The sequence below is a fragment of the Gardnerella sp. DNF01204 genome, assembly GCF_049244145.1.
Classification (GTDB): Bacteria; Actinomycetota; Actinomycetes; order Actinomycetales; family Bifidobacteriaceae; genus Bifidobacterium; species Bifidobacterium vaginale.
In genome coordinates, this window is sequence record NZ_CP058379.1 from 1303465 (window position 1) to 1319207 (window position 15743).

The 15743-nt window shown below is 43.1% G+C and carries 12 protein-coding genes and 1 tRNA gene; 6 read left to right on the forward strand and 7 right to left on the reverse strand.

Features of this window, described 5'->3' with window-relative positions:
- Positions 1–207 precede the first annotated feature (207 nt).
- Positions 208–1584 carry a hypothetical protein gene (locus HXT46_RS05265; RefSeq protein ID WP_421785831.1) on the reverse strand — a complete coding sequence of 459 codons (1377 nt, stop codon included), beginning with the start codon at positions 1582–1584 and terminating at the stop codon, positions 208–210.
- A gap of 858 nt (positions 1585–2442) precedes the next feature.
- On the opposite strand from HXT46_RS05265, the gene galE reads away from it, so the two are divergent.
- On the forward strand, positions 2443–3453 hold the full coding sequence (gene galE, locus HXT46_RS05270; protein WP_174160421.1) for a UDP-glucose 4-epimerase GalE: 1011 nt from the start codon (positions 2443–2445) through the stop codon (positions 3451–3453).
- Between the two features lie 224 nt (positions 3454–3677).
- On the opposite strand, the gene HXT46_RS05275 is transcribed toward galE, so the two are convergent.
- Positions 3678–4001 carry a hypothetical protein gene (locus tag HXT46_RS05275; protein WP_004138646.1) on the reverse strand — a complete coding sequence of 108 codons (324 nt, stop codon included), beginning with the start codon at positions 3999–4001 and terminating at the stop codon, positions 3678–3680.
- A 22-nt stretch (positions 4002–4023) separates the two neighbouring features.
- Between HXT46_RS05275 and HXT46_RS05280 the strand changes: the two genes are divergently transcribed.
- Entirely contained in the window at positions 4024–4242 is a 219-nt protein-coding gene (locus tag HXT46_RS05280) for a tyrosinase family protein (protein ID WP_421786346.1), read from the forward strand.
- A 203-nt stretch (positions 4243–4445) separates the two neighbouring features.
- Here HXT46_RS05280 and galK read toward each other — a convergent pair whose 3' ends face one another.
- Complete coding sequence (gene galK, locus HXT46_RS05285; RefSeq protein WP_421785833.1) at positions 4446–5723, reverse strand: galactokinase; 1278 nt, start codon at positions 5721–5723, stop codon at positions 4446–4448.
- Positions 5724–5814: 91 nt separating this feature from the next.
- Entirely contained in the window at positions 5815–7161 is a 1347-nt protein-coding gene (gene galT, locus HXT46_RS05290) for a galactose-1-phosphate uridylyltransferase (protein ID WP_081264609.1), read from the reverse strand.
- 332 nt (positions 7162–7493) lie between these two features.
- On the opposite strand from galT, the gene HXT46_RS05295 reads away from it, so the two are divergent.
- A complete protein-coding gene (locus HXT46_RS05295; protein ID WP_004113025.1) occupies positions 7494–8264 on the forward strand; it encodes an exonuclease domain-containing protein in 771 nt (256 codons plus the stop codon).
- A gap of 21 nt (positions 8265–8285) precedes the next feature.
- Positions 8286–10079 (forward strand): UDP-N-acetylmuramoyl-L-alanyl-D-glutamate--2,6-diaminopimelate ligase, encoded by a 1794-nt coding sequence (locus tag HXT46_RS05300; RefSeq protein WP_004113027.1) that lies wholly within the window; start codon positions 8286–8288, stop codon positions 10077–10079.
- An 18-nt stretch (positions 10080–10097) separates the two neighbouring features.
- On the opposite strand, the gene HXT46_RS05305 is transcribed toward HXT46_RS05300, so the two are convergent.
- The gene (locus HXT46_RS05305; RefSeq protein WP_421785835.1) at positions 10098–11552 is read right to left on the reverse strand and encodes a bifunctional folylpolyglutamate synthase/dihydrofolate synthase; all 1455 of its coding nucleotides are present in this window, start codon (positions 11550–11552) and stop codon (positions 10098–10100) included.
- Between the two features lie 414 nt (positions 11553–11966).
- Between HXT46_RS05305 and HXT46_RS05310 the strand changes: the two genes are divergently transcribed.
- Together HXT46_RS05310 and HXT46_RS05315 are read left to right on the forward strand one after the other, a co-directional pair.
- A complete protein-coding gene (locus HXT46_RS05310) occupies positions 11967–12665 on the forward strand; it encodes an ECF transporter S component (protein WP_004116727.1) in 699 nt (232 codons plus the stop codon).
- A gap of 145 nt (positions 12666–12810) precedes the next feature.
- Positions 12811–12884: transfer RNA gene (locus HXT46_RS05315), tRNA-Ile, on the forward strand.
- Between the two features lie 106 nt (positions 12885–12990).
- On the opposite strand, the gene HXT46_RS05320 is transcribed toward HXT46_RS05315, so the two are convergent.
- Together HXT46_RS05320 and HXT46_RS05325 are read right to left on the reverse strand one after the other, a co-directional pair.
- Complete coding sequence (locus HXT46_RS05320) at positions 12991–13887, reverse strand: carbohydrate kinase family protein (protein ID WP_421786348.1); 897 nt, start codon at positions 13885–13887, stop codon at positions 12991–12993.
- A 248-nt stretch (positions 13888–14135) separates the two neighbouring features.
- On the reverse strand, positions 14136–15728 hold the full coding sequence (locus HXT46_RS05325; RefSeq protein ID WP_421785838.1) for an aminopeptidase P family protein: 1593 nt from the start codon (positions 15726–15728) through the stop codon (positions 14136–14138).
- Between the last annotated feature and the right edge of the window lie 15 nt (positions 15729–15743).

Consider the following 15743-nt stretch of genomic DNA (forward strand, 5'->3'; position numbering starts at 1 on the left):
CAACAGTCAACTCACAAGATCAGCATCACCAGAATCCACTGCGAAAAAAGGAAATTAAGCAAAACAGTAAAAACCAGTAATGCAATCCTGCAAGAAAACTTGCGACAGAAATCAAAGAAAACTACCACAGTTGAGAGCAAAATTATAGAAGTGAGCGCACTGAAAAATACGCAGCACGCTCACCGATAACACTTACGTGCTTTTAGTTTAGTGACGCATCTTGCGAACAGCAGCACCCATACCAGCAAGCATAGAAGCAGCCAAAGCAGTCAAAGCAACACCAACACCAGCATTACCAAGCTTCTCGCCAGACTTACCATGACCCTTAGCACCCTTAGCAGCAAGCTCACCCTTAGCATCAGCCTTCTTAGCAGCAGCCTGCTGAGCAGCCTTACCAAGCTTGCCACTAGCAGCATCATTCATAGCCTTAGCAGCACCTGGAACATCCTCAAAATTAGGAGCCAAAGGATCAGAAGTCACAACAGGAGGAAGCTTAGAAGCCTCAACACCGAAAGTCACCGCATCGTTATAGCAAGCCTTGTACTCAGCCAAAGCAGCATTATACTTAGCAGTAGAAGCAACAGCCTTAGCCTTAGCCTCAGCATAATCCTTATTAGCCTTAGCAGTCTCAGCAACAGCAAAAACAACCTTAGCCTGAGCACGATCTACAGCATCAGTAAGACGCTGAGCCAAAGCAGAATCATTCTTAGCAGAAACATTATAAGCTTCCAAAGCATCCTGAGCAGCCTTCAAAGCCTTCTCAGCAGCTTCCTGAGCAGCTACCTTACCAGCCAAAGTAGCCTTAGCCTTCTCATACTCAGCATAATCCTTAGTATAAGCAGCAAAAGCATCATCAAGATGCAACTTAGCAGTCTTCACAGCCTCAACAGCCTTAGCCTTATCAGCAGCCTTCACATGAACGCCAGGAACAACAGGCTTTGTTTCAGGATTGGATGGCTGTGGAGCTGGAGCTGGGGTGCACTGAGCCTTAGCAAGAGCAGCCTTAGCATCCTGCAAATTAGCATTAGCTTCACGCAAGGATACCTCAGCTTCATAAATCTCATGCTTAGTGACTTCAGCGCTCTTAAGCACAGCATCAAATGCGGTGTCGGCAACAGAATCTGCAGTAGCAGTACCATCTTCAGCAATATTATTGAAGGTGGCAGCCTTTAACTTATCGTTCTTCTTAGCTTCATCAGCAGCCTTGTTTACAGCCTTAGCAGCCTTTTTAGCAGCGTCAGTTAAGGCACCCTTGTTTTCAGCATCGTCCTTAGCTGCATCAGCAGCCTTCTTGGCTTCCTTGTAGTTCTTAACAGCCTGCTTGAAAGCGTCTACAAGACCCTTAGCAGTGGTGTAAGCTTCAGTACCTTCAGCGTACTTATCTTTTTCATCAGCGAGAGTACGCTCAGCCTTGTCAGCCTTACGCTTGGCTTCAGTAACAGCCTGCTTAAGCCCAGCAAGCTTGTCAGCAGCAACTGGAGTGCACTTAGGAGTCTCAGCAGCGAATGCTGGGGTTGCCATTGCGAAGCCGGCAAGCAAAGTAGCGCCAGCAGCGAAAGCGGCGATAGCCTTCTTATTCATCATTTTAATTTCCTTTCTTCTTCTCCTCCACGTAAAACACGCGAAGAGAAATTTTAAACATCCAACAACATTTCCGAAACATTGTGGATAACCACCATCTAGAGCATCTAGCTAGCAGCTGTTATTAACATACCCCCCCCCCGTTTAAAAAAGTCAAGAGGCAACCACACAAAACAAACAGAAAAAAATAATGTTATACACAAACTAATCCACAATAAAAACTATTTTCACCATAATATTTGTGGATTAACACTAATAAAACCGTAAAAACACATTGTTTCAAGGTTTTTAAAGAATTTTCCCAGACTTTTCTCAGGAAACTACTCAAACAAGAACACTAACACTACTAAACCATTGAAAAATCAACATTCCACACAACCCACACACGCAACACGCCGACACCACGCAGCGCCACACAGCGCCACGCCAACACAAACCAACATCAAACGAAATGCCATGCTACAAGGCAATCACACCCAACTAGATTCCCGCGTTTGTTCCCTTTTTTAGCAAAATAGAAACAAACACGGACGCGATACCTGCCTTCGCGCTCAAAGCGTAGCGCGCGAATGCACTTCGATTCCCGCATTGCTTCTAAAAATTTGCTGCAAAAGTACAAATTCTCGAGCAAGTGTTGTATACTAAAATCACAAAAGATAACATATATGAGCAAAAATGAACACAGAACTGATGGAAAATGTGCATATCACAATCTGTATGTTTTTCAATCTTTCTATTTCAGCTTTTGCTTTATATGATGATTTTTTGCCTTAAAAAATATATAGCGACCTTATACAACCAAGTTCGTATAACAAATCTTATGCAATACTTTTGCGTAAAACATGCAAGAAAGGCTTCAAAATGACAGTCCTTGTAACAGGTGGATGCGGGTACATTGGCGCACACGTTGTTCACGCACTACATCAAGCCAAGCAAAACGTCGTCGTAGTGGATGACCTTAGCTATGGCAAACCAACTCGCATCGAAGGCGCGCGACTTTATGGAATGGATATATCTTCTCCAGACGCTGGTGCGCGACTTGCACAAATCATGAAGGATGAAAATGTTGACTCCGTTATTCACTTTGCAGCGCGCAAGCAGGTTGGGGAATCTGTAGAAAAGCCGCTTTGGTACTATCAGCAGAATATAAACGGCATGCTTAATGTTTTAGAAGCTATGCGACAAAGTGGAGCAAAAAAACTCGTGTTCTCGTCTAGTGCTGCAACATACGGCGAGCCTCCTGTAGAGGTTGTTCCAGAAGACGTTGTGCCAATGCTTCCAATTAACCCATATGGTCAAACAAAGCTCTTCGGCGAATGGATGGCACGGGCATGTGAAAAACCATACGGCATTCGCTTCTGCGCCCTACGCTACTTTAACGTTGCAGGCTGCGGACCTGTTGAGCTAGAAGATCCAGCTATACTGAACCTTATTCCTATGCTTCTTGAACGTTTACAGAAAGGCAAAGCGCCTGCAATTTTTGGCAGCAACTACCCTACTCCAGATGGCACTTGCATTCGCGACTACATTCATGTTTCCGATCTTGCAGATGCACACATTGCTGCACTATCATACTTGGATCGCGACGAGCGCAAGTACGATGCGTTTAACGTTGGTACTGGAAAGGGCACATCAGTGCGCCAGATTGTTGAAGAGATTCGCAAAGTTACGAAATTGCCATTTAAAGAGGCAATTCTAGATCGTAGAGCTGGCGACCCACCTCAGCTAATTGGCAGCCCGAAGCGAATCAACGAAGAAATGGGATGGCATGCAAAATACAACGTGCAAGACATAGTTGAATCTGCATGGAAAGCTTGGCAAGCAAATCCAGAACATCATATTGACGTTGATACTTGGAAGCAGCAAGACTAAAACAAGATACATAAAAATAAAGACGCATAAACAAAGACACATAAACAAAATAGCTCCTTCGTAAAACGCAACATATGAATCTAAATCACAACATATGTTTATAAACGAAGGAGCTATTTACATTATGATTTATAATTATTTAAATTTGCATTATTGCCAACCAGCCAACAATTAACACAAAACCACTAAGCACACAAACACACTAATGCATACATCAACACGCATCAACAAAGTTCGCTTCGCATAACAGCTACACTTTCTCCAAGCAATGACGCATCTTGTTCTAATGCTGGGAATCGCACTCTTACAGCCCCAAATAGCTTGCTATCAATCCTGCTGTTAATCGCAAACTGCATATTAGCAATAAAAGTATCGTTAATAATACTGCTATCACCATTTACTACCACATCTTCAATACCATTCATAGCTATAGGAATGGCTAATATCTTACCCAAAGAAGTTCCAGCCTGAGTAATAATCCTATCTTTTTCCGATGGAGCATCCGCAATACGCTGTTGCAAACGCGGAATCGATATAAGTGTTTCCAAACATCCTCGTTTACCATGTCACATTGCTAACGAATGGTTGCTTCTCTCTTGGCATCGTGAATACGTTAAGAAACTTTCCCAAGCATTGCGAGAAATTTCTTGCAGACACAACGAACAAGCCCAACAATATTGGTACGAATTCCTTGATTTTATTAGAAGGGAAGAAAACAATATTCAACCGAATCTTGATGTTTACAGAGTAATCGAAGTAGCTAAAAACTACGCTGGATTCAAGCTTTAATCAAAAATAATCCAAAAGATCAATAAATTACCATTAAGAAGTGCCTTTGATCGTTTCTACAGGTTGAAAAACAAGTAGAGACTTTCAAAGGCACATTTTGTTTATATATTATTTGTTTATACGTTATATGCTATTTGTGCACAATATTTATACACAATCCTTAAGGCGATACTACTTAAGGCATACACCATTTAAGGCAGATACTACAAAATTCGCTCACCACTTGATGACGGTACAGCCGAAAGAGCGCGCGGAGCAGCAAAACCACGTTTTGCAAACTCATCAGCAATAGCCTGAGCAATCGGCTTAGCCCTATTAGTATCAACTAAAGCAATAATAGAACCACCAAATCCGCCGCCAGTCATGCGAGCGCCATAAGCTCCCTCATTGCGAGCCACATCAACAGCAGTATCGAGTTCTGGAACAGTAACCTCATAATCATCTCTTAATGAATTATGTGACTGGTTCATCAACTCTCCCGCAAGAGTAATGTCTGTTTTATGGAAAGCCTCAACAAACTCTCGAACGCGATTTATTTCCGTAACAACATGACGCACTCTTCTCATCATTGTTTCGCCACCAAGCTTCTGCACTCGATTAAGAGTATCTTGTAAAGTCTGCTGCGAATCCCCACTATTAGAAATAGAATCAGCAACAGCACGCAAAGATGACACATTAAGCGCTTGAGCAGCCTCTTGACACATCATTCGACGAGCAGCATATTGACCATCATTAAGCTGATGAGGAGCGCAAGTATCTACAACCAGAAGTTCTAGATTATTCGCCGCCAAATCAAACGGCTGCTGGCTCACGCTTTGTAATGGCGTCAAATCTTTCTTGCAGTCCAACAGAAGCGCATTACCTTCAACACATCGCAAAGAAGCATTTTGATCCAAGCCTCCAGTTGAAGCTCCAGCCATTTCATTCTCTGCCATAATCGCCGCATGAATAAGCTGCACGCGCCCAACATCCGAATCAGATAATCCTAAGTCAAATGCATCACTTAAAGCGAGCGCAATAGAACATGTCATTGCTGCAGAAGAGCTTAAGCCTGATCCAAGCGGAACGCATGAAACAAACGCAGCATCAAAACCACGTACCTTTAAGTAGCCTGCTTTACGCAATGCCCACGCCACTCCAATAGCGTATGCCGCCCAACCTTTTACATCTCCAGCATGTAGATGATCAAGATCCGCTTGTTCGATTGACATAGGGTTAACGCTTGAAACTACTCTAACTTTTGTGTCTCTTCTAGGATGCAACGCAACAAAAGTGCGATGCGGAAGAGCGATAGGCAAGCATAATCCTTCGTTATAATCCGTGTGTTCACCGATAATGTTTACTCGTCCAGGGCTTGCCCATACTCCACCATTATCTTGCAAACGCATGCTGCAATATTCGCCAAAAGTCTCGCTGAATAGTGATGTTGCTTGTCTGGCACCATCATTATTCTTCACTGATTCGATAAATGATACTGGCATAATAGCACTCCTTTGTACTCACAAATCATAATAACATTTAATATTACTAATATAGTTAAGAACATTAGCCTAACTAGTCTAACTAGTCTAACTAGTCTAAATCAACCGCACCGAGTTCATGGAATCGTTGTGCAATAAGTTCTGGCGTAGTATCTGAAACCCAAGCAGCCATACCAGACTCAGATCCAGCCAAATACTTGATTTTGTTAACATCTCTGCGGAATGAGAAGAATTGCAAATTAAGACGATAATTTTCACGACGAGGGTCATGCAATGGGGCTTGATGCCATGCTGCAATATATGGAAGATCCATTCCCAATCCATCTCCCTTATCGAAGAACGCGTTTCCGCGACGCAATAATGTTGAATACATTTGTGCCAAATCCCAACGCTCCTGATCATCAAGCTGATCCAAAGAAAGAACATCTCTAACTGGAGCCACATGCACCTCTAGTGGCCAGCGCGCTGCTGCTGGAACATATGCCACCCAACTGTGATTTCTCATTACAATGCGCGAAGCATTATCAATCTCTGAAAGCATTAAATCTTTCAACAAATTACTGCCAGTGCGTTCAAAATAAGCTTGAGTATGTCGCAATTCTTGCTCAAGTCTAGGCGCAATAAACGGATAAGAATAAACCTGACCATGAGGATGAGCTAAAGTAACGCCAATTTCTGCACCATGATTTTCGAATGGGAATATTTGTTCAATGCCATCAATCTGGCTAATTTCAGCCGTTCTAAAAGCCCACGCCTCTACTACAGTTCGCAAACGAGATACTGGCAATTGAGCCGGTAACATATTTTCGTCTGGTCCGAAGCAAATCACTTCACAACGCCCAGCTGCAGGAGCTTGTTTCCATAGTGGATTGCCATTAAGATAATGAGGTTCACGGCTTACACCAGGAACTTGAACCATGGATGGAAAACGATTTTCAAAAACCACAACATCGTAATCAGTGTCTGGAACTTCCCCATCTTGATATGCAGAACCAGGTTTGCGAGCGGCAAGCGGATTGCCCTTAGTAAGCGCTCCAGGGCCAGCAGTGATTGGTCGATTCATGCGCGCTGTAGACATAGGAATCCAGTCTCCAGTAAGAGGATCTTGACGCATTTGCGGAGCTGCATACTGCACTTCATTACCATCCGCATCAATATGCGAGGCAAACCTATACGCTAATTTTCGAGGATCTTTCAACTCGCGCGTTTTAAGACCGCTAACATAATCTGGGCTATCATCAAGATAGAAAAAGTCACGACCGTCAGACAATTTCGTTGCAGTAATGCGAATATGCTTACGAGCATACTCTCCTTGCTTATATGACTTATAAGAATTATAAGAATATTCGCCATTATTATTACCAGCAGCATTCTGATGATTTTGAGCGTTGTTAAGTCCGTCGCCAAGTGCGTCATTAAATCCGTCATTGATGTCCATGTTCATATACACCTTTGTTCTTTTGATTTTAAATCTTTTGCTATTTTGTTATTTTGTATTTATTATTTTGTTTCTTTGCTTTTGCAAAGGTAAATCCACAACGACTCCTAAACAAAAAGCACATATCAACTCTCAGAAAATGTTACTTTTTGTAACATAACGAGCGTTCTTGATGCTATTCTATCATATAATTGTGTACTTTGAGGGCATTTTATTACATATTTTGCAAAAATTCGCACTAAATAACTCATAGACGCAACATTACAAAAAATAACAATCCACCATTTACTAACACAAACTCAGGGTCTGCAGCGCATTCTACGATTAAGACTATGCCAAACAACATTAACGAGCTTATGGAAGCGCTAAACGAGACACAGCAGCAAAGCGAAAAAACGCCACTCAGCCAATCCTTCTTGCTCGGTTTCGACACAGAAACAACGGGCGCAATTCTCGGCGAAGACTCCATTTGTTCAGCAACTCTTGTGCTCAGAAACCCACAAAATAAGACTCACAATGACGTGATAGCAACCTGGTTAATAAACCCGCACAAGCCAATTAATCCAAAAGCAAGCCAAGTCAACGGATTTACGGACGAGTTCCTACAAGAAAACGGTGGGGAACCAACGGCGGAAATCGAAGCATTGGCTGCGGCGGTAAGCCTCGCGCAGAGCAAAAATATTCCACTGCTTGCATACAACGCTCCTTTCGACGTTGAAATGCTAAGGCATGATTTAAAAAAATGGGATTTAACAAGCCTGAACAATCGCCCGAATAGCACAATCAACGATGGAGAAATTCTTGTAGTAGACCCATTAGTTATAGACCGCGCTGTTTCTAAGCGCACAGGCAAGCGAACACTTACGCATACAACACAATTCTACGGCGTAGAGCCAATCGGAGACTTTCACGACGCAACAGCAGACACTGTAGCAGCAGTAGACTTGATTAAGCCTATAAGCGAATTACATGAAGATGTTGCAAATCTTGAATTATGCGATTTAATGACATGGCAACGCAAAGCGTATACAAAGTGGAAAAACAGCTTCGACGAGTGGCTAAAATCCAAAGGAAAACCAGCTAGCAGCGGAAACTGGCTATAATTCAAAATCAAGAGGAACAAAATGAGCGAAAAAACAAATCTTCATCTAAACATGCTAGACGCAAGCACAATTTTAAAAAATTACAGACTTCTACGAGAAATTATCCAAAAACTCCCACAGACCAATACTGAACACTCAGACGAACAAAACAACTGCATAGAAAACAACATAGAAAACAACGATTTCGTGCATATTCGCAACGAAATCTGGTCTATGAACGCGGACGATTTTAAAAACTACAAAAAAACATACAACCACATAACATACGATTCACGAGATATTAAGAAAAACACTCTTCTGTTCATTAAAGGCAATTTTAAGCCAGAATATCTTAAAGACGCTGATAAAAATGGCTTAACTACATACGTTGCCGAGCAAAGTTACGCGGATTACACCAATGCAGTAGGACTTATAGTAACAGACGTTCGTAAAGCAATGAGCTTGCTTTCATCAGAATTCTTTGGAAACCCGCAAGAAAGACTTAGAGTTATTGGAATTACGGGAACAAAGGGAAAAACAACAACAGCTTACTTCACTCATGCAATTTTAAACGAACATTCTGAAGGCAAAGCAGCCCTATTCTCCTCCGTTGACAATTGCTTAGATGGAAAAACATATGTTGAATCTAATTTGACTACACCAGAAAGCCTAGACGCATTCCGCATGATGAGCCAAGCCGTAAAAAACGGTATGAAATACCTAGTCATGGAAGTTTCATCACAAGCATACAAAGTAGAGCGAGTATACGGACTACACTTTAATGTGGCAGCATTCCTAAACATAAGCCCAGACCACATAAGCCCAATAGAACACCCAACTTTTGAAGACTACCTGTATTGCAAACGCCAAATCGTAAAAAACACTGACGCGCTTATACTCAATGCAGACTGCGCTCACGCAGACTTAATACTCCAAGACGCACAAAACGAATACGTGGACGTCACAACATTTTCAAGAGTACGAAAAGAAGAAATGGGCGAAAACATCTGCAACTGCCCAGCATGCAGCGATCATTCAGACATTCACCCTTACGAAAAAAGCGAAAAATATCCAGAACTTATTTGGACAAAATATGTAGCAATGCCAGTTTCATCAGACGCGCAAGAACATTATGTTGCTATTTTAGACAACGAAAGCAAGAAAAACAAAAAACAATTCGTACCTAATTACACAACTATAGACAAATTCAATCTAAAAATCGCAGGCGACTTTAACTACGAAAACGCCACTGCAGCAATCGCAATCGCAAACGCATTAGGCATAAATGAAAACACAGATCAAAAAGCCCTACATGCTATAGAAAACGTTCAAATATCGGGGCGAATGGAAGTCTTTAAAGACACAAAATCCAATACAGTTGCCATAGTGGATTACGCACACAACTACATTTCCACAAAATCTGTTGTCGACTTCGTATACGACAAATACGGTAACAATGATCTTAGAATCACGCTTGTAACAGGATCCACGGGAGACAAAGCCGTTGACAGGAGAAAAGAAATAGTTCAAGCTGCACAAGATCGAATCAACCAATTTGTGTTCACTCAAGAAGACACAAATGTCGAAGACGAAATGGACATTTGCAAATACATGCAATCTTGCGTAACCAATCCAAACGTTGAATCGCGAATTATTATAAACAGAGCTGAAGCTATTGAGTACAGTGTTGAAGAAGCAAGAAAAGATGCTAGAGAGAACAACAGACTCAACATAATACTTGCTATCGGAAAGGGCGACGAACGCTGGATAAAGGTGCACAACAAGCATGTTCCTTACGAAGGAGATTCGTTTATTATTAAACGCTTATTTAGCTAAGCACCTCTTTAGCTAAAGTCAATTCGCAATGTTTTGATGAATATTAGCGCGCTGATCCTTAGGCTTCTTCAAGTCTGGATTAACGCGCTCAATAAGCATAGTTCGAGCGTCGCCAGCTGTAACAAAGCTTCCGCAAATCAACACTCCATGTCCGTATCCAACTCCAAGCTCATCGTCTTCGTCAACAAGATTCACAGCTTCTTGAATAGCGTCTGGAAGATCGTCAACGCGAATCACTCGATCTCTGCCAAATACGTTAACCGCAATCTTCTCCAAATCTTCTGGATCCATAACGCGATCACGCCAAGAGTTACGAGTAACAATAATCTTCGTTAAAATCGGCTCAAGAACACCCAAGTATTCTTCAACTTGCTTATCTGCCATCATTGCCACAACGCCAATAAGCTGCTCAAAATTATAATTCTCCTCGATTGTTTTACGAAGCGACTCAGCAGCATTAACATTGTGGCCGCCATCAATAATAATTGTCGGAGAAGTGCGCACTTGCTCAATGCGCCCAGGAACCTTAACTTGGCTCAAAGCCTCGGCAACCAAATCGCCATCCAAAGCGCCATTTACAGGCAGAACAACCTCCGCAGCAGCAAGCGCCGCCAAAGCATTATGCGCTTGATGCACACCAAACTTGTCAATCGGCACATCTTCATAAGTGCCATTAGGCGTGCGCAAAGTGGCAACTTGACCGCCAACAGCTGGAGTGCGCGAAATAACCTCTAGCTCGCCACTGCCGTCACTAAAGTCGCGTAAAAGTTTGGCATTATTGCGATTTGCCACCTCTTGAATAATCGGCAAAACTTGCGATTCGTGTGGCTGCGGCCCCAAAATCACAGTGCAATTTGGCTTAATAATGCCCGCTTTTGTGCGCGCAATCTCTTCAACCGTGTTTCCAAGCCATTGCATGTGATCCATGTCTACAGGACCAATAATCGCAGCATCAGCATTCATAACATTAGTGGCGTCCCATTCGCCACCCATGCCAACTTCCATCACGGCAACATCCACAGGAGCATCGGCAAAAGCCCAAATCGCCATAGCTGTAAGAACTTCAAAAAAGCTCATGCGCGGCTTACCATCAGCGTCCATGCGAGCGTCAACCATGTCTATAATGTCTTTCATTTGATCATACACGTCAACGAAATGGTCGTCGCTAATTTCCTCGCCATCAATCATGATTCGCTCATTTACGCGTTGCAAATGCGGCGAAGTGTAAAGACCCGTGCGCAAACCGTACGCGCGGCAAATCGCCTCCGCCATGCGAGCCGTGGATCCCTTGCCATTGGTGCCAGTAATGTGAATTACGTGCATCGATTGCTCTGGATGTCCCAAAATATCAAGTATTAGGCGCATTCTGTCTAAATCAAGATTCGTCTTATTATGTTCTGGAGCGCGTCGCATGATATCACGCTCAACATCAATAATGCGCTCGCCGTTACTATTTGGATGTTCCATAGACATTTTGTTTGCACTCCCCCTGATTTAACTCTCGCCATACGCTGTGTTCGTTATATGCGACATTCTCATGCTCATTTTTCCAACTATCTAGATTAGTAACTGTAGTGTTTTTGTACCTGCGTATCGGCGTGTCGAAGTAGAAATGCACTACAGATTCGTTAGATTTGTCTCACTCACGAGACATTTGCAACGCGAGCGATATTCCTTGCTTGGCGTTGCGTAAGCGACTTTATAACGCGTTATAAATTTCTGCAATAGTAAAAAATGTTACAAATCATACAAAAAATTATTCAAAAAGGCGTGTTAGTGGAAACTAAATGGTAGAGTACTCGATGTCGTTTCCGCCCAGGCTGCGTAGGTCAAGAGACGATTTTAAAGAAATTACAATACGCAGCATCTAGTAGTTAAGGAACTCTTATGAGTGATATTTTCAATAATGAATCAAATAATGAATCAAATTACACGCAATCCAGCACGCCTATAACAGACAAGGCTCAGAATCAAGAAGAAGTTACGCCTACAATAATTAGCAGTCTTCGCTGGCGAGTGGCAGATATATCACTTGGAGCTGCTTTAGCTGCTTTGTTTGGTGTAATCTACTGGGGCTTTACTATTGTGTTCTTCTCCCAGATTTCACCTATTTTGCGAACGGTTTTGCCTGGTTTTGGAAGCATTTTGCATGGCGTTTGGTACATGTCTGGTCCTCTTGCTCTTCTTTTAATTCGTAAGCCTGGTGCTGCGATTTATGTTAATGTTCTTGGTGCTGTATTCGAAAATATTCTTGGTCAACAATTCTCCGCATTCATGGTTCTTGCTTCTGCCGCTTTACAAGCTGTGTTTAGCGAAATTCCTTTTGCGATTGCCAAATATAAGAAGTATAACCTTACCTTAAGCGTTATTGCTGGTGGTCTTACAGCTATTGAATATGGTATTTATTTGATGTTCGTAATCTACCAAGGTAAGTCTGTAAATTATCTAACAATTCACATGATTTGTGAGTTTATAAGCGGTATTGTGATTGCTGGAATTATTCCTTGGATTTTGTTCGTTGCAGTTCGTAAGACTGGAGCTTTGAGTAATTTCGCTTCTGGAAGAGGACAAGCTACAGTAGCATAATTATTCGAGCTAAAACAGCTGGCGACTAGACTAGCAGAGCACATAAGTGTGCATTGCAATGCGAATTGTATATGAATAGTGTTGCATAGCGTGTTAAACGTTTATGGGTGTGTGCTAATCTAGTCGTTGCTGACTTTGTTAGCGTGGGGCTTTAGCTCAGTCGGTTAGAGCAGCGGACTCATAATCCGCCGGTCCAGGGTTCAAGCCCCTGAGGCCCCACTAGATAATCGCCTTAATGGCGTATAAAAAAGCTTCAACTCGTTTGATTCTAGGAATTACCTAATTCATCTTACAAGTTGAAGCTTTTTGTTTATATTCTTACAGACTACAGTCCTGCTTTAGAAAGATAGTCTGGGATTTCGCTCGGGTACTCTGGCCAGGCTCCTGCTTGAGTGCAAACGTACGCAGCAGTGTTGATTGCAGCACGATGCGCGTCTTTAAGCGAATCGCCAGCCAAAATCCTTGCAGTAAAAGTACCAGAGAACGAATCGCCAGCACCAACTGTGTCATTAACTTCCACATGAGGGGTCGGATATGTGGAGCTTTCTCCCGTCTTAGTAAAGATTGTGCTAAAAGTAGATCCGCCAGTCAAAATCACATAATCCAAGCCGTAGCGCGCCTGGAACCATTTGCAAGCCTCATTGTCTGAAGTTTCGCGAATATTGAACATGTCTCTAAGAAGAAGCAGCTCAGAATCGTTAAGCTTAAAAACAGTAGCCTCTTTGAGCAGAGCATCAATTAAATCTTTTGAATAATGATCGCTACGAATGTTAATGTCAAAGAACTTCATGGCGTTTGGCTTAGTGTGCTTTAAAAGCTCCAAAACAGTGTCGTGCGTTTCTTGCGATCTTAAGCTAAGAGTACCAAAGCAAATCGCATCTGCCTTGTTAACAAGATCTACAAGTTCGCGCGTATAAACAATATGGTCCCACGCAATGTTTCGCACAATCGTGTATTCTGGAATGCCATTTTTAAGTTCCACATCTACTGTGCTAGTTGGCCAAGCATTGCGCTGAATAACATGCTTAATCCCTGCTTTTTTAACTTCTTCAACAAGTTCATCACCGAGAGAATCTTCTCCAACCGCACTAATAACATAGCTTTCTGCTCCATTGCATTGCGCGTGATACGCAAAGTTGGCTGGAGCACCTCCAACTCGTTTTCCTTGTGGGAGCAAATCCCACAGTAGTTCTCCAAGCGAAAGAACGATTGGCTTAGTCATTATATTCCTTTCAAGAGCATCAATGATTTTGGCTACAACTTGTTGATTCAACATTTTTACCCGCAGCACGCCGATAATAAAATAATGCTGTTATAACAAAGCGATATAACAACATTATTGCGTTAAGATTAGATAAATTGGGTCTTTAGGATTTTGAACTTTACAACTCAACAGTTAGTTGCCACTTTTCCGCCGAAATATAAGAAAAGTGGCACTAATCTCATCGAAAAAAGTTGCTCTGCCGCACGTTACTTTGACGCGCACTGAGCCATCCAAGCCTCTACATCATCAATCTGCTTAGGAATATCGTTAGAAAGCCATTCAGGGCCATTCTCCGTCATCAAAACATCATCTTCAATGCGGATTCCAATTCCGCGCATTTCTGGCGGAAGCATAAGATCATTGGCAGCAAAGTACAAGCCAGGCTCGATTGTGAAAATCATTCCTGGAGTAATCTTCGCACCCTGATACGCCTCGTAGCGAGCTTGAGCGCAATCGTGAACATCCAAACCCAAGTGGTGAGCAACACCACACGCATGCCAACGACGATGCTGCTGACCTTGCGGCGAAAGCGATTCTTCAACGCTAACCTTTAGAATACCCCACTCGTGCAAATGCTCCGCAAGCACGCGCATGCAAGCGTGGTGAATATCGCTGTAAGTTGCGCCTGGCTTAGCCGCTTCAAAACCAGCTTGCTGAGCGTCTAGAACGCATTGGTAAAGCTTCTTTTGCAAATCTGTAAACTTGCCGTTTGTTGGGAAAGTTCGCGTAATGTCTGCCGTGTAAAGGCTGTTGACTTCTACGCCTGCATCAATCAAAAGAAGATCCCCGCTAGAAACCACGCCCGTGTTGCGCATCCAATGCAAAATTGGAGCGTGCTTTCCAGAAGCAACAATCGTATCGTAGCCAACCTCGTTTCCAACTTCTCGAGCAACGGAGTTAAAAGCGCCTTCAATCATGCGCTCAGAATGCTCTTTGCCTAAAGCTTGAGGTAAACGCGTAAGCATGCGATCAAAGCCTAACTTTGTAGCAGCAACAGCTTTGCGCATTTCACCAATCTCGTAAGCATCTTTAAGCATACGAGCTTCGGCTGCTACTTCGTGCAATTTATCGTCTGCAGCAATATTTGCATCTTCGTCGCTAAATCCGCTCGCTTCTCTTAACTCATCTACACGTGCTGTTAAATCGGAGTCCGCTTCTCGCACAATTCGCACACGCACGCTTTCGGCAGAGCTATTATCGTCGCTAACGTTTTTTGCGATTGCTTCATCAAGCTCCGCAATATCACGCGTTTCAATGCCTGTCATAGCCTTAAGCTCTTTAAGTCCTGCGCGAGGACCAACCCAGTATTCGCCATAGTGTGGGTCTTTGTAGAATGCGGCAGTACTATTGTCTGCGCGTGGGGCAACAAATAGCTGAGGAACGTGTGTTTTGCCAGCTGCTTCCTCGTCGCTGCATGCTTGCACTGGTTCAAGCACAAGCACGGCACCAGCTTCATAATCTTGACCCAAGCCAGTGTAGTATGCGAACGTTGTATCTGGTCTAAAAGCGTAGTCGCAATCGTTATTGCGTACTTTTGGCTGACCTGCTGGGATAACAAGGCGCTCGCCTGGGAATCTCTTGCCAAGCGCTTCTAGACGCGCTGGCGTGTACTTTGAGGACTCAAGCGGTTCGATTTGTGGCTCCTGGTTATCCCAGCCACTGGTCATAAACTCTTTAAAGGAGTCGCTGTTTGGGCGCAAAGATCGATTGTTTACGCGGTCTTGCGCTTTCTGCGTACCATCCGCATTAAGCTGCTCGCCATGTATTGTTGGTGTTGATTGACGCATATCTTCTGCCATCTTGCGACTCCTTGA